Source organism: Flavivirga algicola, assembly GCF_012910715.1.
Classification (GTDB): Bacteria; Bacteroidota; Bacteroidia; order Flavobacteriales; family Flavobacteriaceae; genus Flavivirga; species Flavivirga algicola.
In genome coordinates this window covers 199,539-220,323 of record NZ_JABBHF010000003.1, presented here as the reverse complement: position 1 = coordinate 220,323, position 20,785 = coordinate 199,539, and the positions used below count along the sequence as shown (strand labels likewise).

The following is a 20,785-nucleotide window of genomic DNA, read 5'->3' as shown; positions in this document are numbered from 1 at the left end:
AAAAAGGTATTAATTAAAAGTAGGTAGCTTTTAATTGTAATCCCTCTGTCTCCTCTAACCCAAACATTAAATTCATATTTTGAATAGCTTGGCCCGAAGCGCCTTTTAACAAGTTATCAATCACACTTGTAATCAATAATTTATCATTGTGTTTATGCAAATGTATAATACATTTATTAGTATTAACTACTTGTTTTAAATGAATGGTTTTATCTGAAATAAATGTAAACTTGGCATCTTTATAAAAGTCTTTATAAATAGTGATGGCTTCTTCTACAGTACCTTCAAAATCTGTATAAAGTGTCGCAAAAATACCTCTTGAAAAATTCCCTCTGTTTGGCATAAATAAAATCTCTGATGAAAAATCATTTTGCAATTGTTTTACAGACTGGTTAATTTCTCCTAAATGCTGATGTGTAAAGGGTTTGTAATATGAAAAATTATTATCTCTCCATGTATAATGCGTCGTTGCAGATAATGACGTACCTGCTCCTGTAGCACCTGTTACAGCATTGATATGCACATCGCTGTTTAATAAATTGTTTTCAGCTAATGGCAGTAATCCTAATTGAATAGCTGTTGCAAAACAGCCTGGATTGGCAATATAACTAGCGGATTTAACAGCTTCTTTTTGCAATTCTGGCAAACCGTATACAAAGTTCTTACCATCAAAAATCTTATCTTTTTCCAACCTAAAATCATTTCCTAAATCAATAATCTTAGTTTTCTCTGAAAACCTATTGTTCTCTAAAAACTTTACTGAATTACCATGACCTAAACATAGAAATAACACATCGACATCTGGGTTAATGGTATCTGTGAATTTCAAATCTAAAGAGCCCACTAAATCTTGATGGATATGACTAATTTTATTACCAGCATTGGATGTACTGAACACAAAATTAATATTTGTTTTTGGATGCGATACTAATAACCTAACCAATTCTCCTGCTGTATAACCAGCGCCTCCTATAATGCCAACTTCAATCATAACTTATGAGTTTACTTGTTGATATATTTTATTTTGATTTCCAATAATTTTAATAAATCCTTTGGCTTCATCTGCGGTCCATCCTTTATTGATCTCTCCGTAGCTTCCAAATTTCGCGTTCATTAAATCATGTTCGGATACGATACCATCTAATGAAAAATGATAGGGTTTTAAAGTGACTATAACATCACCACTTACTTTTTCTTGACTACTTTCTAAAAAGGCTTCTATATTTCTCATCACAGGGTCTAAATACTGACCTTCATGCAAATGCATGCCATAAAAGCTCGATAAGTATTCTTTATGTTGAAGCTGCCATTTGGTGAGCGTATGCTTTTCCAATAAATGGTGTGCCTTTACCGTAATTAAAGCGGCGGCAGCTTCAAAACCAACACGACCTTTTATACCAACAATGGTATCGCCTACATGAATATCTCTTCCTATAGCATAACCTGAAGCGATATCGTTTAATAATTCAATATTAACCTCTGAAGTATTTTCTTTACCATTCAATGCTATAAATTCACCATTTTTAAATGTGAGGGTTACTTTTTCCTCTCCTTCTTTTTCCAATTGCGATGGATAAGCCTCACTAGGCAATGGTTTTTCGGATGTCAACGTTTCAGAACCTCCAACACTCGTTCCCCAAAGCCCTTTGTTTATTGAATATTGTGCTTTTTCCCAAGACATATCAATACCATTAGATTTTAAATAATCTATTTCTTCTTGTCTTGTTAATTTTTCATCTCTAATAGGCGTAATAATCTCAATTTCTGGAGCCAATGTTTGAAAAATCATATCAAACCTCACCTGATCATTTCCTGCTCCTGTACTACCATGGGCAATATATCCTGCCCCTATACTTTTTGCGTACTCTACAATTTCGATAGCCTGTATAATTCGTTCTGCACTTACAGATAGCGGATACGTGTTATTTTTTAAAACATTACCAAAAATCAAATACTTTACTACTTTTTGATAAAATGTGGCTACGGCATCTATATTTTTATAAGTAGCGACCCCCATTTTATAGGCATTGCTTTCAATATGCTCAATTTCTTCTTTTGTAAACCCTCCTGTGTTCACACTCACCGCATGTACTTCGTGTGTTTTAGATAAGCTAACCGCACAATAAGATGTATCTAATCCGCCACTATATGCTATTACTAATTTCTTCATTTTTTATCTTTTTTTAAAAACATGGTTTCTTTAATATGCTTTAATCTTTTAAAAACCTTTTCTTTTATTTTTTTTGACTCTACTTTTTCGTTTGCTTTTGCATCATACAACATACCTGTACACAAACACATTTTACGATTTGTACGTGTTAAAACATCATAATTCTGACAGGTTTGACAACCGTCCCAAAATGTTTGATCGTCTGTCAATTCTGAAAACGTTACGGGCTTATACCCCAAATCACTATTTAATTTCATAACAGCCAAACCCGTTGTGATACTAAATACTTTAGCATCTGGAAACTTCGTTCTCGAATGCTTAAAAACTTTGTGTTTTATCTTTTTTGCCAAGCCTTTGCCTCTATAATCGGGATGTACAATTAAACCTGAGTTAGCAACAAACTTGCCGTGTCCCCAAAGTTCTATATAGCAAAAACCAGCAAATATGTCACCATCTAAAGCTATAACAGCATTACCATTCTCTATTTTTGTTGAGATATATTCTGGTGTACGTTTGGCAATACCCGTCCCTCTAACTTTTGCTGACTCTGCAATAGTTTCGCAAATAATTTCTGCGTACTTAGTATGTGATTTATTAGCAATTACAATCTCCATTTATTTGGATCTATTTTAATTTGAACTTTAACCTTTTTTTGATTGCTGAACTGGACTCACCTAGTTCAAAAATAGAAGTACACCCTTACGGGCGACGCGGAAAAATACGGCGCATAATATATGTGTTAACTAAGAAATTAACTAAATTTTGAAATGCTATGAAATATGTTTTGGACACTATGAAAAAAATTAAAATTACGTTTTAGGTTTGCGGAAATAAAGACTAGATGCAACGACGGCGACGTCGTGCGGGCAAACCGGGAACAGAGTAACGTATTTTACTTTTTAAATTTTTCATGTGGTAAAGCTAGAATTTTATTTTTAAAAACCCAGCAAAAAAGAATAACTATTTGCTAAAAATTATTAATTTCCTAGAATAACAATGATTTTGTTTTTAAATATTCAGTTTTTAGTACTTCTTTTTGAAGCTACAAAAGTATAAATACTAATTAAAAAACGACCACAGTTCTAAAATTTTGAATTATAGTCATTTAAAGAAAAGCAACTTTTCTTATTGCTCTTTACCAAAGATTCTCTCCGTAAGCCCACCCTTCTCTTACTGGCTCTTTGATATATGCATTTAATTCTTTACGATTTTTTATCTTCATTTTTTTAGCGTCATATTTTATCGTACCACCAAAACGTTGAGCAAGAACTCCAACAAGAGCCATTTCGGTCAAATCTGCTGCATAATCAAAACTAGCCCCTGGCAATGTATCATTTTTTATGGCATCAATCCATTCTTTATGCGGATTATTTTCTTCAATTCTAGGAATAGTTTGATCGGGAGCATTTGCCAAAAATGCTTGCCATTCCTCTTCAGGAACGAGTAACTTTGGTTTTTCTGGTCTTGCTCCTGTAATAAGCGTGTTTTTACTTCCAATCATAATCATACCTCCATTCGCAGGCAATTTACTAACACCCCATTCTGGTCTTATTTCAATATCAGGAGCACTAAAGCCTTCATGCCATTTTAAAGTAACAGGAGGTTTTTTTCCGCGTTTGGGAAATTTATAGGTAACCACAGAAGAATCTGGCATAAAGTTCCGGTCGTTAAAACTACCTTCTGGTATTTCCCCCTTAACTTTGGTAGGCTGCCCCAAATCTAATGCCCAATAAGGGGCATCTATGGTATGACAAGCCCAATCACCCAGCTGACCACTTCCAAAATCGTAAAATCCACGCCAAGATTTTGGAGCGTATGCTTTGTTAAAAGGCCTTTCTTTTACTGGACCCTGCCACAAATCCCAATCAAGTGTGGGAGGAATAGAATTTTTGGGAGGTGGAAAACTAGCTGGCTTAGTAAAATAAAACCCTGGTTTAAATGTATTAACACCACGCCATGCATGCACTTCTTTAACATCTCCTAAAACACCAGCATCATACCATTCTTTTACCAGACGAATACCATGGGTGGTGTGCCCTTGGTTTCCCATTTGCGATACGACTTTATAATACTTAGCTGCTTTTTTTAAAGTTCGTAATTCCCAGATATTATGCGCCAATGGTTTTTCTACAAATACATGTTTACCTAGCTGCATGGCTGCCATTGTTACCGGAAAATGCGTATGGTCGGGCGTAGAAACAACTACAGCATCAATTTCATTGGCCACCTTATCCAGCATGACTCTAAAATCTTTAAATGTTTTAGCTTTGGGAAATGCAACAGATGCCTTTTGCAAAAAATTATCATCGACATCGCATAATGCCACAATGTTATTTCCTTTTGCTACTTTTCTCATGTTATAACCCGCTCTATGTCCCACACCAACAACGGCTATATTTAATTTACTACTAGGTGAAAAACCTAATAGCCCAGGTATTATTAACACACCAGCAGATGCCACCGATGTCGATTTCAAAAAAGATCGTCTTGATAAATTTGTCATAACTTAAGTGTTTAATCTTCCAATTCTCGAATCCAAATATTTCTATAACTTACCCCACTATTATCACCATGATCTTGTAACTTTAGTGAACCTTTGCCGTGTGGGTTATTTTTAGGCCAACCAATATATGGTGTCGTCCCTTTTATTTCATAATGATCTTGAATTAAAATGCCATTATGCAATACGGTTATGGTAGCCGATTTTGTTTTTTCACCTTCCAAATTAAATTCTGGAGCATGATAAATAATATCATAGGTATTCCATTCTCCAGTTGGCACTGAAGCCTTAACTAAAGGAATGGATTGCTTGTATATAGATCCAACCTGCCCATTAACATATGTATCGTTATCATTATTATCCAAAACCTGCACTTCATAGCGTTCTTGAAGAAAAACACCACTGTTACTTCTATTTTGGCCACTTGCTCTTTTCTCTGATGAAGATTGCCATTCAAGATGCAATTGTATACTACCAAACTTCTGCTTCGTTTGGATGTCTCCAGATTTATCTTTAACCGTCATAGAGCCATCTTTATTTAAAATCCATTTTGCTGGACTGCCATCTTTAGTATGCTCCCAATTATCTAAATTTTCCCCATTAAACAATACAATAGCATCACTCGGAGTACCATGTTGCCCCTTAGGATTAACTGTTGGAGGGACAGGTTCATAAAGTTCCGTTTCTTCTGGCTTTGTTGGCTCTTTCAGTTCTACCTCAGGCTTAACCTCGGTAGGCGATTTGTTTTCTTTCTCTTTGTTATTAGTGCATGCAAAAAAACAAACCAGCATGACTATCAAAGCCGTTTCTTTTATATTCAAAATATATCGTTTTTAAGTTTCACTTTTAGGGCTTCAATTGCATGCTGCATCAAATAAATAATCATTTCATTATTATAGCCCAAGTATTTTCTTTAATTGCTCGTCATCTGTATCTCCCCCAGCAAAATCATCAAATCCTTTTTCAGCAGCCTCAATGATATGCTTTTTTATGAAAGGTGCACCTTCTCTCGCTCCTTGCTCTGAAGATTTTATACAACATTCCCATTCCATAACAGCCCAGAAATCACATTCATATTTTGTTAATTTTGAAAAAATTGCTTTAAAATCCACCTGACCATCTCCTAATGATCTAAAACGTCCAGCTCTATCTTTCCAATCGGCATACCCACCATAAACACCCTGTTTTCCTGTTGGATTAAACTCGGCATCTTTAACATGAAAAGCTTTAATACGCTCGTGGTAATGATCTATAAATGTTAAATAATCTAACTGTTGAAGCACATAATGGCTCGGATCATAAAGTATATTAGCTCTTTTGTGATTGTTTGTTGCTTCTAAAAAGCGTTCGAATGTGATGCCATCATGAATATCTTCTCCTGGGTGAATTTCATAACATACATCGACACCATGTTCGTCGAAATGATTTAATATGGGAATCCAACGGTTTGCTAATTCTTTGAAACCCATTTCTACTAGTCCATTAGGACGTTGCGGCCATGGATACATGGTATGCCACATCAAAGCTCCAGAAAAAGTAGCATGTGCTTTTAAGCCTAATCTTCCACTAGCCGTTCCAGATTTTTTCACAAAATCGATCGCCCATTCTGTTCTCGCTTTTGGATTATTTCTAACCTGTTCGGGTGCAAAACCATCAAACATCGTATCATAAGCAGGATTTACTGCGACCAACTGTCCTTGCAAATGTGTAGACAGTTCTGTAATTTCTAAACCATACGATTCTACTTTCCCTTTCAACTCATCGCAATAAGTTTGACTTTCTGCTGCTTTTTCCACATCTATTAAACCAGATTCCCATGTTGGGATTTGAATGCCTTTATATCCTAAATCTGCAGCCCATTTACACATACCATCCAAACTATTGAATGGTTCTTTATCTCCTGCAAATTGCGCTAAAAAAACAGCTGGTCCTTTTATTGTTTTCATATTCTCATTCTAACCTCCCTAAAAGGAAGGAGTTTTATTAGTTATATTTTCCTTACCAACTACCAAAAGAGCAGTATGGAGATTGTTTTATTTTAATTTTGTCCAAGCGGCATTATTAGCATCACTTTCTACTGCAGCATAAATAAATTTCATTCCTCGAATGCCATCTTTAGCCGTTGGGTAATCTGGCTTATCGATCGTTTCTCCTTTTAAAACAGCCATTAAATGTTTTGCAAAGTTTTTATATATGGTAGCAAAAGCTTCTAGGTAACCTTCTGGATGCCCTGCTGGAATTCTAGATACATTTAATGCTTCTGGGTATAGTCCGTTACCATTTGGCGTAAAGACTTTAACAGGCTCTTCAAGCCAACGTGTAATTAATTGATTTGGGTTCTCTTGATGCCATTCCAAACTCCCCTTTTCTCCATATACTTTAATCGCTAAATTATTTTCTTCTCCTAGAGCTATTTGAGAAATAGACATCGTTCCTTTGGCTCCATTTTCCATACGAAGTAACAAGTTACCATCATCATCTAAAATTCTGCCTGCTCCAAATTTGCCTAAATCGGCAGCCAATTCATCAATTTTCAAGCCTGTGATATATTCCACCAGGTTTTCAGCATGGGTTCCAATGTCTCCCAAGGCCCCTCCAATTCCAGAACGTTTAGGATCTACACGCCAAGATGCTTGTTTATTGTCTGTCGATTCTACAGCCGTAGACAACCAACCCTGTAAATATTGGACCTGTATTTTTCTAATATTTCCCAAATCACCGTTAGCAACCATCGCTTTGGCTTGTTTTACTAATGGATGCCCTGTATAATTATGCGTAAGTGCAAATAATTTTCCGCTTTCACTAACAATCTTCTCTAATGCAATCGCCTCATCTAATGTTAACGTCATGGGCTTATCGCAAACCACATGAAAACCATTTTCTAAAGCGAATTTTGCTGGAGGAAAATGCATATGGTTTGGCGTTACAATAGCTACAAAATCCATACGTATATCTTCGGGGAGTTCTTTTTCTTTTAAGATCATTTCCTCGTAACTCCCATAGCATCTATCTTCAGAAAGACATAAGGCTTTTCCTGACGCTATCGATTTTTCTGCACTACTACTAAAAGCACCACACACTAAATCTATCACCCCATCAATGGATGCTGCTTTTCTGTGTACATCTCCAATGAATGATCCAGTGCCTCCACCAATCATTCCCATTCTTAATTTTCTTGTCATATTTTATTTTAAACTCTTTTAGCTTCTAACTTTTTTCGTTGTGTATAAAGGATTCCAAATAATAGGATCAATACCATTGGAAAAATAGCAATATTACTCAGTGTTTCCTGTCCTGCTATTAACTCTGCTGCTTCTACAGAAATCCCAGAATCTATGGCGGCCGATTTTGCATTATCCAACCAAGAGCCAATTACTGGTTGCCAAATACTGGTTGCAAACATACCTGCACCACCAATTAACGACATTCCCAAAGCACCCGTTTTTGGTATATATTCACTAACAAAACCAATCATAGTTGGCCAGAAATAGCATACGCCTATGGCAAATAAGATAGCAGAAACATATACCATTCCCCCTGTTGCCGAACTCATTAGGTATATTGCTACAGAAGCAATGATAGCAGATATAAACAATACACCTGGCGGATTTAATTTATGAATTATTGGACCAGCAAAATAACGTCCAACCGCCATTAAACCAGTTACCATAGCTAAAATCAACATCGGACTTGCTCCAGAATTTCCGAGAATTTTTTCAACCCATTGTTGTGTTCCTAACTCGGTTGTTGCTGTTAATGTCATACAAATCACCATAAAAATGAATAATGGTGAAAGCAAACTTTTTATATTCACTTTTGTATCAGAAACAATATTTTCGTTTTTTGGAAATTTTTGTCCAAAAAACAAAAAGCCGTATAATAGTGTTGGAATAAGCATGATCCCTATTTGCCATTGCCAACTGTCGCTTCCAAGAGTATCAGTCATAAATTTAGATGCTAAGGCACCAATCACTATGCCTCCAGGAAACCAAACATGAAATTTATTCAACATCGTTGTCCTGTTTGCAGTATACATATCTGCAATTAAAGGATTACATGCTGCTTCTACAGAACCATTAGCAAATCCTATAAAAAAGGTTGAAATTAAAAGTGTCCAAAAGCCACCAGCAAAAATAGTAAGTAGTATTCCCAATAGATGAGACAAGAAAGCAATAATCATTAATTTTCTAGCTCCAAGTGAGTTATAAACCAGGCCTCCAAAAATCGTAGCTATAGGAAACCCTAAGAATGCCATACTATTCACCCATCCAAGCTCCGTATCCGTCAATCCAAAATCCGTTCCCAACTGTCCCAAGATACCTGCTCTAATAGCAAAAGTCATAGCCGTTACAATCAAAGAAATACACGATGCTAAAAACAACCTATTTTTATTAATCTGTTCCATTATATATTTAGTTTAATTAGTTTTTATGCAAGTTGTTTACCGACACGCATCAGCAAATCCCGGGTTAGTTCAATACCTTTTTCTTCAGGCAATATATTACCTTCATATTCAACACCAACAAATCCTGTATAACCTGATTTTTTCACCATTTCCATCATTTTAAGATAATCTATGACGGTATCTTCTCCCTTTTCATTAAAATTATAAGATTTTGCGCTTACTGCCTTGGCATAAGGCAACAACTCTTTCATCCCTTGGTATCTATCATAAGCCTCAACACACCCACCATCTTTATTCTTTTCTATACAGAAGTTTCCAAAATCTGGTAAGGTTCCACAATTCTTATTTTCAATTTGAGAAAACACATCGACCATCCACTGGCCATTTGAAGAAAAACCACCATGATTCTCAACCAAAACATTAATATTGGATCCTTTTGCAAACTCAGAAAGCTTATTTAAAGAATCAATACTTGCTTTTACGGCTTCATTTTTATCTACGCCACCTGCCAGATTAACTCGAATGGCATGACAACCTAGAAAATGGGCTGCTTCAACCCATTTGTAATGGTTTTCGATAGCTTTAAGCCTCTCTTTATTATCGACATTGGCAAGCATCCCTTCCCCATCGATCATAATTAAAACATTTTGCTGTCCTTCAGAATCAGCTCTTAGATTCATTTCTTTTAAATAGGACATTTCTTTGGCCTTATCTTTAAAAAACCCATTTACATATTCTAAGCCATCCAAGCCAAAACTTCTAGATTTGGCAGCAAAATCCAAATGGTCCATTTTATTTCCAAACAAGGCACGATGTAATGACCACTGCGCCAAGGATATCTTAAAAAATAAGGTGTCTTCCTTCGCAACCTGATCAGATGGTTTTTCTTTTTTTTCGGAATTTTTGCATCCATACAAACCCATTAACGACAATGCAGCACCTGCTGAAGCCGTTTTCACAACAAAATCTCTTCGTTTCATAAAAATGTTCTTAATTAAAACATCTTACCAATAAGATGATTATGTGAAAATATGTATTTGAATTGAAAATACTGTGTATTTTTATTCAGTGAAAGAATTTAAACACTCCCTAATGCCTTCTAAGCACAAATTAAGCTGGCTGGAGGTTATGAGCGGCACATTTTAACCGATATTCATTAGGAGAACATTTTTCATGCTTCTTAAACACCGTGGCAAAATATTGACCCGTAGCAAATCCACACATATAGGCTACTTCGGCAATTGTCAAGTCTTGATTTTCCTGAAGCACTTCTTTGGACATTTCCAGTCTTTTCATTGTCAAATAACGCATAGGCGTCAAATTTGTCAACCGCTTACAATGATGTGTAAATCGTGTCAAACCAACCCCAGCAGACTGTGCCATTAGCTCAATGGTCCAATTCTCTGAAAGGTTCTTTTCAAGTTCTTTTAAAAAGAATTTCACACTCCTTGAACTATCTGTAAGTGACTCATTTAAAACAATATCATCTGTATTCAATAAATCTAGCAATAAAATCAACAAATAATTTACAAGCAATCTTATCCTTGAAGCATTGTTACCATTGTCATCTGTATCTATCGCTTTATTGATTCTTAAAAAACAATCTCGAATACGCTTGTCTGTTTTCCAAATAGACTTTTCGTTTTGTCTTAAAATAGTGGTAAGCCTTGTTAAATCTGATGGCGTCAACGTAATCCAATCTGGCCAGACCCAATCCTGATGCGGCCTACGCACACCCAAATCGATAATAACCCAATAAAATTTCCCCATGCCTATATATGGATTTCCCACCTTATGAGCCTCCCAAGGACGTGTAATTGTTAAATGATTGGGAGTCAACAAAACCTCTTTGTTCTCTTGGGCATACGGCATTGATCCCGATTCTAAAAAATGAAACTCTATTCCCTCATTTCGGTGCCAATCTAATCCCCAATCCTGTGGCTCGTTAGCATCCCAATACCCAATACTATTGAGCCCTAGTGTATTTTCGTCCAATCTATCCCCTGGATAAGTATGTCTCGCTAGCGCTTTAAATTTTAATTTATTACGCTTATAAGCATCAATTAACGGCAAACAAGTATCTGCATGATAAACAACACCGTCCGCTTCATAAGGCTCAATTTCTTGTATGTTTGCTTTCATTGAAATAATTTAAACATTATTATCGTGCAAATTAACTAATTTTCCAATTATTAGGAATTAAATCGCGTTTTTCTCTGTTTTTAACAAGAAAAGTTATCAAATTATAAATTCCTAATGATTCATCAAAAAACACTCATATATTATAAATAATGACTGAAGATATTACAAAAGAATATCCTACTGCTTATGACGCCATAGTGATAGGCACTGGAATTAGCGGAGGATGGGCAGCTAAAGAACTTTGCGAAAATGGATTAAAAACATTGGTTCTTGACAGAGGTCGTATGGTAAAACATATTGAAGACTACCCCACGATGCATATGGACCCCTGGGATTTTAAGCATCGGGGAAAAGAATCTGAAAAAGAAAAAGAAAATCAAAAAGTTCAAAGTAGACTATGGAACGGATCTCTTATAAAACCAGAAACGAAACATTGGTTTGTAGATGATACAAAACACCCCTATAATGAAGTAAAAGAATATCTATGGATACGCGGTTATCATGTTGGAGGCCGTTCTATTATGTGGGGCAAGCATAGTTATAGGTGGAGTGACATGGATTTTAAAGCCAATAAAAAAGATGGATATGGTGTCGATTGGCCTATTCGTTATAAAGACATCGCTCCATGGTACGATAAAGTAGAAGAATTCATTGGCGTTTCTGGTCAAAATCTAGGGCTTCCTCAACTACCAGATGGTAAACTCTCTGACCCTATGGAATTAAACTGTGTTGAAAAAGATTTACAAAAAAATATAGAAGATCAATTTGATGATGGTAGAGTTTTAACACCAGGAAGAGTAGCACATTTAACAGGAAATGCAACACATGAGGGCAGGTCTAATTGCCAATACAGAAATAGATGTATTCGTGGCTGTCCTTTTGGAGGTTATTTTAGCAGCAATTCTTCAACATTACCAGCAGCAGAACGAACTGGGAATATGCATTTACGCCCCAACTCTATTGCTTATGAAATTGTTTATGATGAGACTACTGGCTTAGCCTCTGGAGTTAAAATTATTGATGCTGAGACCAAAGAAAAGCTGTTTTTTAAAGCATCTATTATATTTAGTTGCGCATCTGCATTAGGATCTACATCTATTTTATTACAGTCAAAATCTAAAAGATTCCCTAACGGATTGGGTAATGATAGTGGGGAACTTGGACATAATCTTATGGATCATCATTATGCTGTAGGAGCATCGGCCGAAATTGAAGGGTTTAACGACCAGTACTACAAAGGCAGAAAACCTAACGGTTTTTACATTCCAAGGTTTAGGAATATTGATGAAAAAACCAAGCAAAAAGAATTTATTAGAGGTTATGGTTATCAAGGTGGAGCCAGTAGAACAGGTTGGCAACGTGCGGTTTCAGAGCTAAGTTTTGGAAAAGAACTAAAAGATGAACTTTTAAAACCTGGACCATGGCGCATAGGCATGTCTGGTTTTGGCGAGTGCTTGCCTTACCATGAAAATAAAGTATCTTTAAATTATGATATTTTAGATGAATGGGGACTACCAACCTTAGACATGGACGCAGAAGTCAAAGAAAATGAGCTTAAAATGCGAGAAGATATGAGGGATCAAGCCGTAGCGATGCTTAAGGCTGCTGGCTATAAAAATGTACAAGGATTTCTAGGGAAAGCGGTTCCAGGAGCCTGTATTCATGAAATGGGTACAGCAAGAATGGGGCACGATCCTAAAACATCTGTTTTAAACAAATACAATCAAATTCATACTGTTCCTAATGTTTATGTTACCGATGGCGCCTGCATGACATCGTCTGCTTGCCAAAACCCATCGTTAACCTATATGGCATTAACTGCTAGAGCAGCCAACCACGCTGCTGCTGAATTTAAAAAAAATAAGAAAAGCTAAGGTTATGAATAGAAGATCCGCTTTAAAAAACTTAACTATGAGTTTAGGCTACACAGTAGCCGCTCCAACCATACTCAATATACTTGCTTCTTGTACAGCTGAAGCTGAAACGTGGAAACCTTTATTTTTATCTCCTGAAGAAAAATATATGGTAACGCATTTAGCAGATATTATTTTACCAACTACAGATATTCCTGGAGCTCTAGATGTTAATATTCCTCAATTTTTAGATTTAATGTATCATGACATAGAGAAGAAAGAGAATCAGGAACTTTTCAAAAAGGGAGCCGCTATTTTTGCTAAAAAAATTAGTATTTCTATCTTAGAAAGCAAAAAGGAAGATTTTGAAAAATTATTATCGGCCTGTTTTAATATTCCAAAAGAAGACTCTAAGCTCTTATTAAAAGAACAAAAGCTACCTTTAGCAAAAATCAAAGAAGATAAAATAGAAAACTATACTTTATACAAGTTTTTGTTATCAGTCAAATACTATACATTATTTGGTTATTTTACTTCTGAGGAGGTTGGTGAAAATATTTTAGCATACGATCCTATTCCTGGTAATTATCAAGCATGTATTTCAGTTGATGAAGCAACTGGTGGTCGCGCCTGGTCTTTATAAACTTTTTAAACATAATAAATGTAAATGAGAGATTCTTATGACGCCATTGTAATTGGCACTGGTATTTCGGGCGGATGGGCTGCCAAAGAACTTTGCGAAAATGGACTAAAAACATTGGTTTTGGAAAGAGGCCCTATGGTTAAGCACATTGAAGATTACCCAACCATGCATATGGATCCATGGGATTTCGAATTAAAAGGGCAAACATCTATAAAAGACAAAGCACAACAATTAAAGCAAAGCAGAACGCGCTACACAACAAAAGCATCAACCAAGCACTGGTTTGTTAACGATTTAAAACATCCTTACAATGAAACAAAACGCTTCGATTGGATGCGAGGCTACCATGTAGGAGGCCGTTCCATTACTTGGGGCAGACAAAGTTATCGATTGAGTGATCTGGATTTTGAGGCTAATAAAAAAGACGGACACGGTGTTGATTGGCCCATTCGCTATAAAGATATTTCGCCCTGGTATGATTATGTAGAATCTTATATTGGTGTAAGTGGAGAAAAACTGGGACTCTCGCAACTTCCTGATGGTGTTTTTACACCTCCTATGGAACTTAATTGCGTAGAAAAACATTTAAAAAATAGCCTTACAGAAAATTTTGATGACCGATTACTCACCATCGGACGCTCTGCAAATATTACAGGAACCAAAAATTACAACGGAAGGAGTAAATGCCAGTTTAGAGCCAGATGCATGAGAGGCTGTCCTTTTGGTGCTTATTTTAGTAGCAATTCCACCACATTACCAGCAGCAGAACTCACTGGTAACATGACGCTTAGACCCAACTCTATTGTTCATGAAATTATATATGACGCGTCTTTAAAAAAAGCTACTGGCGTAAAAGTTATTGATGCCGAAACCAAAGAGGCACTTGTCTTTAATGCAAATATTATTTTTTGTTGCGCCTCTTCCATGGCATCAACATCCATATTATTACAATCCAAATCTGATAGATTTCCAAACGGGTTAGGTAATGACTCTGGAGAGTTAGGACATAATATTATGGACCATCATTTAGGAGCAGGTGCCTCAGGAAGATTTGATGGATTCCACGACAAGTATTATAAAGGAAGACGACCAAATGGCATTTACATTCCAAGATTTAGAAATTTAGGCGATAAAAAAACCCATAAAAAAGAGTTTTTGAGAGGCTATGGCTATCAAGGCGGCGGCGGCAGAGGGGGATTTTCCGAACATATTGCCGAGTTAGCATATGGAGCAGAATTCAAAGAGAAAATTTTAGAACCTGGAGAATGGCGCATGAGATTAGGTGGTTTTGGCGAGTGCTTACCTTATCATGACAATAAAATGACACTTGATTACGAAAAGCTAGACGAATGGGGCCTACCTACGATTACATTTGATGCTGAATGGAAAGAAAACGAACTTAAAATGCGGGAAGATATGATTCAGCAGGCTGTAGACATGTTAGGAAAAGCTGGTTTTAAAGATATAACCACACAAAACAATTTAGCAGCTCCTGGTATTGGAATCCATGAAATGGGAACTGCTCGAATGGGGTGGGATCCAAAAACATCTATATTAAATAAACACAACCAAATACATACCGTACCCAATGTATATGTAACCGATGGATCTTGCATGACTTCTTCTGGATGTCAAAATCCATCACTTACTTATATGGCTTTAACAGCCAGGGCAGCAAATCACGCTGCTAAACAATTTAAAAGTTTACAAAAATGAATAGAAGAGATGCGCTAAAAGGATTAGGACTCACATTAGGTTACACCATTGCGACTCCCAGTGTTATGAGTTTGCTACAAAGCTGTAATACGGAAGTAAAATTATGGACGCCTAAATTCCTATCTATAGACGAAGGCGTTATTGTAAAAAATTTAATAGATATCATACTTCCAAAAACAGAAGCTACTCCTGGAGCTCTTGACGTTAATGTTCCTGAATTTATAGATATATATGCTCATGAAGTTTATACAGACAAACAACAACATAAGTTTAAACAAGGTATTAACGCCATAATGAAAGCCCTCAATATTCCCGAAGAAGGAGTTTCTAAATTAGCGCACAATGATTATGATACTTTGCTCGCTAAGTATTTAAAAGCACCAAAAGAGCAACGAGTTATTTATGAAAATGAAAGTGATGAAAATAATGTAGATGCCATTATTTATAATACGCTTTCAGGCTTGAGAAATATTGCTATCTGGGCTTATAAAAACAGTGAACAAATTGGCGAACATGTTTTGACCTACGATCCTATTCCTGGTGCTCAAATAGGGTGTGCTTCGGTAGAAGATTTAACTAATGGTAAAGCATGGTCTTTATAAAACTATATACAATATGAGATTTTTTTTATACTTATTTTGCGGCGTATTGACTATACTTACAATAAGTTGCAAAAAAAAACCTGACACAAAAAAGATTGAAACCAGTATATTAACAGAAAAATGGGTTTCTTTATTTAATGGTAAAGATTTAAATAATTGGACTGTAAAAATTAAAGGACATCCTGTTGGCGACAATTACAAAAATACTTTTATCGCTGAAGATGGCTGTCTTAAAGTTAATTATGATGCATATGACGACACGTTTAATTCCACATTTGGTCATATTTACTACAACAAAGCGTTTTCTAATTATAAATTACGATTGGAATATCGCTTTACAGGAAAGCAATTAAGCGATGGGGCATCATGGGCAACCGCAAACAGCGGTGTCATGATACATTGTGAAGATCCTAAAAATATGGGGTTAGATCAAAACTTTCCTGTATCTATTGAAGTACAACTTTTAGGAGGATTAGGAACTGGAGAGCGACCAACTGCGAATTTATGTACGCCTGGCACACATGTTGTTATAAATGATTCCATTGCTACCGATCACTGTTTTCAATCATCTTCAAAAACATATCATGGAGACCAATGGGTTAAACTTGAAATTGAAGTTAGAAACGATTCTATTATTAAGCATCTAATTAATGACCATATTGTATTCACTTATACAAAACCACAGATAGGCGGATCGGTTGATTTTAATGAAGGCCTTTGGAAAAGCAAAGAAGGAGCACCTTTAAAAAAGGGATACATTTCTTTACAAAGCGAAAGCCATCCTGTAGAATTTAAAAACATTGAAATTTTGGAGTTAGAATAACAGTGATATGTAAGAGTAAGACGAACAATCTATTAAGATGAAAAGGAGATCATTTATTAAAAAAAGTACGGCTGCTGCTTCACTAATAGGCATGGGACTTTCAGGTGTAAATGCCATGAATGTACTAAATCCCAATGTAAATACATTCAAATTAAATTTTGCACCACATATAGGCATGTTCAAACATCATGTTGGCAATAACCCTATTGATCAATTAAACTTTATGGCTGATCAAGGTTTTACTGCTTTTGAAGATAATAACATGAAAAATCGCCCTGTTGAAATTCAAGAAAAAATGGCCAAAACCATGGCCGACAGAAATATAACTATGGGTGTATTTGTTGCACATAAAATTTATTGGAGAGCACCTAATTTAGCAAGTGGAAATATAGATAAGCGACGTGAATTCTTAAATGAAATAAGACAGTCTGTTGAAGTCGCTAAGCGTGTGAATGCAAAATGGATAACTGTAGTACCAGGCCATTTAGATTTAAGGCAGCATATGGATTACCAAACAGAGCATGTTATAGAGACTCTAAAACAAGCATCGGCTATTTTAGAACCGCATCAAATAACCATGGTCTTGGAGCCTCTAAATTTCAGGGACCATCCTGGATTATTTTTAACAGGGTCACCTCAAGCTTTTCAAATTTGTAAAGCGGTAAATTCACCATCTTGTAAAATATTATTCGACATTTACCATCAACAGATACAAGAGGGCAACCTAATTCCAAATATTGATGCGTGTTGGAGTGAAATTGCCTATTTTCAAATTGGTGATAACCCAGGGCGCAAAGAACCAACAACAGGAGAAATAAATTACAAAAATGTATTTAAGCATATTCACTCCAAAGGATACAATGGTATTCTAGGCATGGAACATGGAAATTCCGTAGACGGGAAAGAAGGTGAAAAAAAGGTCATAAATGCTTATTTAGAAAGCTCCAACTTCTAAGCACCAATACGCACAAATTATTTTATTTTTTTCTGGTCAACTTGCTTTTCAGCAATGTTTGGACTATTAAATTGGTATGTTCTAAAAACTTAGCCTGATCAAAAAACTTATCAAACATACGTTTTCCTTTAATTAGTTTTTTTATGAGTATGCGATCATTAAAATAATACCTTCCTTCAAATATGATGTCCAGTTCTGAAGTATCCAGACCAATCCATTCTCCAGATTCATCAATTATATTTTTGAACTTATTTTCTTGTTGATAAGCAAAAAACAGCTCTCCATCTTTCAAATAATAATCGGTTATTATAGTTCCGTAAGAAGGCCCTATCCATTCAGTAATTTTTACCAATTGATCATTTTCAAAAAAACCTGTAAGTTTTCCTCCGCCATCAGTTCTATAATCCATAAAATCTGCATTGAACAATTCAATTTTTTCCAGATGTTTGACTGAATTGATGCGTTGGAATTCAGCTCTGATTTTCAGAATCAATTCATTTGAACCTTGAGACATTCCAGTTAAAGGAATAACTAAGAACCCAATTAGTAATTTAATATTTCTCATACGTATGATCTGGGAATGGCAAAAGATGTCATATTATGTGAGGCCAAGATTTGTTGTAAAACAATCCTGTATTTAATTGATACAGGATTGCTCTACTAAAATTCAATAGATAAAGATTGCGGTTTACGCTTCTAATTATCTCTAATTTACTCTACTATAAATTTGCCTTTCATCATACCATAATGTCCTGGGAAACTGCATAAAAAATCGTATGTCCCAACTGCAGGAGCATCAAATTCAACAGTTGTTGTTTGCCCACCTCCAATTAAAGATGTATAAGCTATAACATCTTTTGTCTTTTCTGGTATATATTCATTCTCTTTAGCTACAGCCGCCTTAGCAGCAAACCCTGCTAAGTCTACACCTTGTTTAAGAAGCACGAAATTATGCCCCATAACATTTACATCTAATTTTCCTTTATGCCTTAACGTAATTTTTACTTTTTGTCCTGTTTTTACTTTAATTTCGGTTTTATCAAACTTCATTAAATCGTCTCCTGAAATAACAATTTCATTAGAATTTTTTGTCTCTACGCTCTTAGAAGTCTCCTCCTTTTTCTCATAACTAAAACCTTCTTTCTTTTTTTCTTCCTTACCCCCACAGGCTAATAGTAAAACCGAAAAAAAAGATAATACCAAATACTTAAATGTCTTCATACCTAAAATATTGTTTTGTGAGCCATAAAAATAATAAAATGCCGTTTATAAAATATAATCCGTACTTATAAAATTGGATGTTTTTTTCTCTAATAGCTCTTTTAAAATGGTATTATTATAATCGTTATCTTTTGATGCTACAAAAGTTCTTATAGAGAAAGAACGTAGAGCATCATGCACACTCAAAGTACTAAATGCAGAGTCTTTTCTTCCCGTAAAGGGATAAACATCTGGTCCCCTTTGGCAAGAACTATTTAAATTAACTCGACACACCAAGTTTACCAAAGTATCGATTAATGGTGATAACGTATTTATATCTTTACCAAACAAACTTACTTGTTGCCCATAATTGGAAGCTGCCATATCATCTAATGGCTCTTCAATATCTGTAAACGGGACGATAGGTATTAATGGACCAAACTGTTCTTCATTAAATATTCGCATGCTTTTATCAACAGGGTATAAGACTGCTGGAAAAATAAAATTCTCACTAAGTTCCCCACCTTTATCATTCAATATTTTTGCGCCTTTTTCTAGAGCATCATCTATCAACTCCTTAATATAAGGAGGTTTATTCACTTCTGGAAGCGGCGTTAACTTAACATCAGAATCCCACGGGTTACCAAATTTAAGCGCATCTACTTTAGCCGAATATCGTTTATTAAAATCATCTACAACAGATTCATGAACATACAATACTTTTAAGGCAGTACAACGTTGCCCATTAAAAGACAAGGTACCTGCTATACACTCGTCCACTGCCAAATCTAAATCGGCATCTGGTAAAACAATCGCTGGATTTTTGGCTTCTAGACCTAATACCAAACGCAACCTATTCTTTTTTGGATGATTATTTTGAATGGCATTTGCAGATTTGCTGTTACCAATTAGTGCCAATACATCAATTTTACCCGATTGCATGATAGGTGTTGCCAATACCCGGCCACGACCATAAATAACATTTACAACGCCCTTAGGAAAACTATTTTGGAAAGCTTCCAATAATGGTGAAATTAACAATACACCTAGCTTCGCTGGTTTAAAAATAACAGGATTACCCATAATTAACGCAGGAATAAGCAATGTAAACGTTTCATTTAATGGGTAGTTATAAGGTCCTAAACACAAAACAACTCCTAACGGTCCTCTGCGTATATGCGCATAAACCCCTTGATTCTTTTCAAATTTCGCCGAATCTCTATCTATCTGCTTATAAGCTTCAATAGTATCGTATATATAATCAATGGTTCTATCAAACTCTTTTTGTGAGTCTGGAAGGTTTTTCCCTATTTCCCACATTAAAAGCTTTACAATCTCTTCTCGCTTGGTTTTCATTTGCTCTACAAACTTTTCCATGCAAGCAATTCTATCTACCACCTTCATAGTTGGCCATAGCCCCTGTCCTTTGTCATATGCTGCTGATGCCGCATCTAACGCCTCTAAAGCTTCTTTCTCTGTAAGTTGGGGAATGGTCCCCAATAAAGTTGGTTTATAATCTTCGGTTGAAGAAATGGTCGAATATACTTCTGCTATATCACCTTCCCATTGTTTTAGTTCGCCGGAAACTAAATAGGTTTTTTGATGTAATAAAGATTGTATTTTATAAGCTTCTGGAATTTCTAAAAAAGTAGTACTCATTTTACCTGAATTTATTAATTGTGACTAAAGCTAATATATCCTTAATATCAATAAAAACTTTTAAATAAAATCGGTTTATTAGAATTAATACGATATTCTTAGCAAAATAATAACATG

19 protein-coding genes are annotated in these 20,785 nt (G+C 35.5%); 6 read left to right on the top strand and 13 right to left on the bottom strand.

Features of this window, described 5'->3' with window-relative positions:
* Nucleotides 1–13 precede the first annotated feature (13 nt).
* The 10 genes from argC to HHX25_RS06310 all read right to left on the bottom strand — a co-directional run bounded on the left by argC (nucleotide 14) and on the right by HHX25_RS06310 (nucleotide 11,217).
* Nucleotides 14–991: an N-acetyl-gamma-glutamyl-phosphate reductase gene (argC, locus tag HHX25_RS06355; protein WP_169671357.1), complete on the bottom strand. Its 978-nt coding sequence runs from the start codon at nucleotides 989–991 to the stop codon at nucleotides 14–16.
* A gap of 3 nt (nucleotides 992–994) precedes the next feature.
* Complete coding sequence (locus HHX25_RS06350; RefSeq protein WP_169671355.1) at nucleotides 995–2,170, bottom strand: argininosuccinate synthase; 1,176 nt, start codon at nucleotides 2,168–2,170, stop codon at nucleotides 995–997.
* Nucleotides 2,167–2,784: a GNAT family N-acetyltransferase gene (locus HHX25_RS06345; protein WP_169671353.1), complete on the bottom strand. Its 618-nt coding sequence runs from the start codon at nucleotides 2,782–2,784 to the stop codon at nucleotides 2,167–2,169. Before HHX25_RS06345 ends, HHX25_RS06350 begins: the two co-directional genes overlap by 4 nt.
* A gap of 521 nt (nucleotides 2,785–3,305) precedes the next feature.
* Nucleotides 3,306–4,673 carry a Gfo/Idh/MocA family protein gene (locus HHX25_RS06340; RefSeq protein WP_169671351.1) on the bottom strand — a complete coding sequence of 456 codons (1,368 nt, stop codon included), beginning with the start codon at nucleotides 4,671–4,673 and terminating at the stop codon, nucleotides 3,306–3,308.
* Between the two features lie 11 nt (nucleotides 4,674–4,684).
* Nucleotides 4,685–5,461 (bottom strand): 3-keto-disaccharide hydrolase, encoded by a 777-nt coding sequence (locus HHX25_RS06335; protein WP_169671768.1) that lies wholly within the window; start codon nucleotides 5,459–5,461, stop codon nucleotides 4,685–4,687.
* Between the two features lie 102 nt (nucleotides 5,462–5,563).
* The gene (locus tag HHX25_RS06330) at nucleotides 5,564–6,616 is read right to left on the bottom strand and encodes a sugar phosphate isomerase/epimerase family protein (protein WP_169671349.1); all 1,053 of its coding nucleotides are present in this window, start codon (nucleotides 6,614–6,616) and stop codon (nucleotides 5,564–5,566) included.
* Nucleotides 6,617–6,703: 87 nt separating this feature from the next.
* The gene (locus HHX25_RS06325; RefSeq protein ID WP_240964280.1) at nucleotides 6,704–7,852 is read right to left on the bottom strand and encodes a Gfo/Idh/MocA family protein; all 1,149 of its coding nucleotides are present in this window, start codon (nucleotides 7,850–7,852) and stop codon (nucleotides 6,704–6,706) included.
* An 8-nt stretch (nucleotides 7,853–7,860) separates the two neighbouring features.
* Nucleotides 7,861–9,075 (bottom strand): MFS transporter, encoded by a 1,215-nt coding sequence (locus HHX25_RS06320; protein WP_169671347.1) that lies wholly within the window; start codon nucleotides 9,073–9,075, stop codon nucleotides 7,861–7,863.
* Nucleotides 9,076–9,098: 23 nt separating this feature from the next.
* Nucleotides 9,099–10,055, bottom strand: a complete 957-nt coding sequence (locus HHX25_RS06315; protein ID WP_169671345.1) for a sugar phosphate isomerase/epimerase family protein — start codon at nucleotides 10,053–10,055, stop codon at nucleotides 9,099–9,101.
* Between the two features lie 130 nt (nucleotides 10,056–10,185).
* Nucleotides 10,186–11,217 carry a helix-turn-helix transcriptional regulator gene (locus tag HHX25_RS06310; protein WP_169671343.1) on the bottom strand — a complete coding sequence of 344 codons (1,032 nt, stop codon included), beginning with the start codon at nucleotides 11,215–11,217 and terminating at the stop codon, nucleotides 10,186–10,188.
* A 149-nt stretch (nucleotides 11,218–11,366) separates the two neighbouring features.
* Between HHX25_RS06310 and HHX25_RS06305 the strand changes: the two genes are divergently transcribed.
* From HHX25_RS06305 to HHX25_RS06280, 6 genes are all read left to right on the top strand, one after another.
* The gene (locus tag HHX25_RS06305) at nucleotides 11,367–13,091 is read left to right on the top strand and encodes a GMC oxidoreductase (RefSeq protein ID WP_169671341.1); all 1,725 of its coding nucleotides are present in this window, start codon (nucleotides 11,367–11,369) and stop codon (nucleotides 13,089–13,091) included.
* 4 nt (nucleotides 13,092–13,095) lie between these two features.
* Complete coding sequence (locus HHX25_RS06300; RefSeq protein WP_169671339.1) at nucleotides 13,096–13,713, top strand: gluconate 2-dehydrogenase subunit 3 family protein; 618 nt, start codon at nucleotides 13,096–13,098, stop codon at nucleotides 13,711–13,713.
* A 24-nt stretch (nucleotides 13,714–13,737) separates the two neighbouring features.
* Nucleotides 13,738–15,429, top strand: coding sequence for a GMC oxidoreductase (locus HHX25_RS06295; RefSeq protein WP_169671337.1), 1,692 nt, complete (start codon nucleotides 13,738–13,740; stop codon nucleotides 15,427–15,429).
* Nucleotides 15,426–16,031, top strand: a complete 606-nt coding sequence (locus HHX25_RS06290; RefSeq protein ID WP_169671335.1) for a gluconate 2-dehydrogenase subunit 3 family protein — start codon at nucleotides 15,426–15,428, stop codon at nucleotides 16,029–16,031. Before HHX25_RS06295 ends, HHX25_RS06290 begins: the two co-directional genes overlap by 4 nt.
* Nucleotides 16,032–16,044: 13 nt before the next feature.
* Nucleotides 16,045–16,854: a 3-keto-disaccharide hydrolase gene (locus HHX25_RS06285; RefSeq protein ID WP_169671333.1), complete on the top strand. Its 810-nt coding sequence runs from the start codon at nucleotides 16,045–16,047 to the stop codon at nucleotides 16,852–16,854.
* Nucleotides 16,855–16,945: 91 nt separating this feature from the next.
* Entirely contained in the window at nucleotides 16,946–17,809 is an 864-nt protein-coding gene (locus HHX25_RS06280; RefSeq protein ID WP_394352858.1) for a hydroxypyruvate isomerase family protein, read from the top strand.
* 22 nt (nucleotides 17,810–17,831) lie between these two features.
* Here HHX25_RS06280 and HHX25_RS06275 read toward each other — a convergent pair whose 3' ends face one another.
* The 3 genes from HHX25_RS06275 to HHX25_RS06265 form a co-directional block, all read right to left on the bottom strand.
* A complete protein-coding gene (locus HHX25_RS06275) occupies nucleotides 17,832–18,374 on the bottom strand; it encodes a hypothetical protein (RefSeq protein WP_169671328.1) in 543 nt (180 codons plus the stop codon).
* Between the two features lie 146 nt (nucleotides 18,375–18,520).
* Nucleotides 18,521–19,030, bottom strand: a complete 510-nt coding sequence (gene azu, locus HHX25_RS06270) for an azurin (RefSeq protein ID WP_169671326.1) — start codon at nucleotides 19,028–19,030, stop codon at nucleotides 18,521–18,523.
* 45 nt (nucleotides 19,031–19,075) lie between these two features.
* Nucleotides 19,076–20,668, bottom strand: a complete 1,593-nt coding sequence (locus HHX25_RS06265) for an NADP-dependent glyceraldehyde-3-phosphate dehydrogenase (RefSeq protein WP_169671324.1) — start codon at nucleotides 20,666–20,668, stop codon at nucleotides 19,076–19,078.
* Nucleotides 20,669–20,785: the final 117 nt, after the last annotated feature.

Bases quoted from the DNA above. Each gene is read 5' to 3' on its own strand.
- HHX25_RS06265 (WP_169671324.1), bottom strand. From the start codon at position 20,668: ATGAGTACTACTTTTTTAGAAATTCCAGAAGCTTATAAAATACAATCT.
- HHX25_RS06305 (WP_169671341.1), top strand. From the start codon at position 11,367: ATGACTGAAGATATTACAAAAGAATATCCTACTGCTTATGACGCCATA.
- HHX25_RS06290 (WP_169671335.1), top strand. From the start codon at position 15,426: ATGAATAGAAGAGATGCGCTAAAAGGATTAGGACTCACATTAGGTTAC.
- HHX25_RS06285 (WP_169671333.1), top strand. From the start codon at position 16,045: ATGAGATTTTTTTTATACTTATTTTGCGGCGTATTGACTATACTTACA.
- HHX25_RS06340 (WP_169671351.1), bottom strand. From the start codon at position 4,673: ATGACAAATTTATCAAGACGATCTTTTTTGAAATCGACATCGGTGGCA.
- azu (WP_169671326.1), bottom strand. From the start codon at position 19,030: ATGAAGACATTTAAGTATTTGGTATTATCTTTTTTTTCGGTTTTACTA.
- HHX25_RS06280 (WP_394352858.1), top strand. From the start codon at position 16,946: ATGGGACTTTCAGGTGTAAATGCCATGAATGTACTAAATCCCAATGTA.
- HHX25_RS06320 (WP_169671347.1), bottom strand. From the start codon at position 9,075: ATGGAACAGATTAATAAAAATAGGTTGTTTTTAGCATCGTGTATTTCT.
- HHX25_RS06325 (WP_240964280.1), bottom strand. From the start codon at position 7,852: ATGACAAGAAAATTAAGAATGGGAATGATTGGTGGAGGCACTGGATCA.
- HHX25_RS06335 (WP_169671768.1), bottom strand. From the start codon at position 5,461: ATGCTGGTTTGTTTTTTTGCATGCACTAATAACAAAGAGAAAGAAAAC.
- HHX25_RS06330 (WP_169671349.1), bottom strand. From the start codon at position 6,616: ATGAAAACAATAAAAGGACCAGCTGTTTTTTTAGCGCAATTTGCAGGA.
- HHX25_RS06300 (WP_169671339.1), top strand. From the start codon at position 13,096: ATGAATAGAAGATCCGCTTTAAAAAACTTAACTATGAGTTTAGGCTAC.
- HHX25_RS06295 (WP_169671337.1), top strand. From the start codon at position 13,738: ATGAGAGATTCTTATGACGCCATTGTAATTGGCACTGGTATTTCGGGC.
- HHX25_RS06345 (WP_169671353.1), bottom strand. From the start codon at position 2,784: ATGGAGATTGTAATTGCTAATAAATCACATACTAAGTACGCAGAAATT.
- HHX25_RS06315 (WP_169671345.1), bottom strand. From the start codon at position 10,055: ATGAAACGAAGAGATTTTGTTGTGAAAACGGCTTCAGCAGGTGCTGCA.
- HHX25_RS06310 (WP_169671343.1), bottom strand. From the start codon at position 11,217: ATGAAAGCAAACATACAAGAAATTGAGCCTTATGAAGCGGACGGTGTT.
- HHX25_RS06275 (WP_169671328.1), bottom strand. From the start codon at position 18,374: ATGAGAAATATTAAATTACTAATTGGGTTCTTAGTTATTCCTTTAACT.
- argC (WP_169671357.1), bottom strand. From the start codon at position 991: ATGATTGAAGTTGGCATTATAGGAGGCGCTGGTTATACAGCAGGAGAA.
- HHX25_RS06350 (WP_169671355.1), bottom strand. From the start codon at position 2,170: ATGAAGAAATTAGTAATAGCATATAGTGGCGGATTAGATACATCTTAT.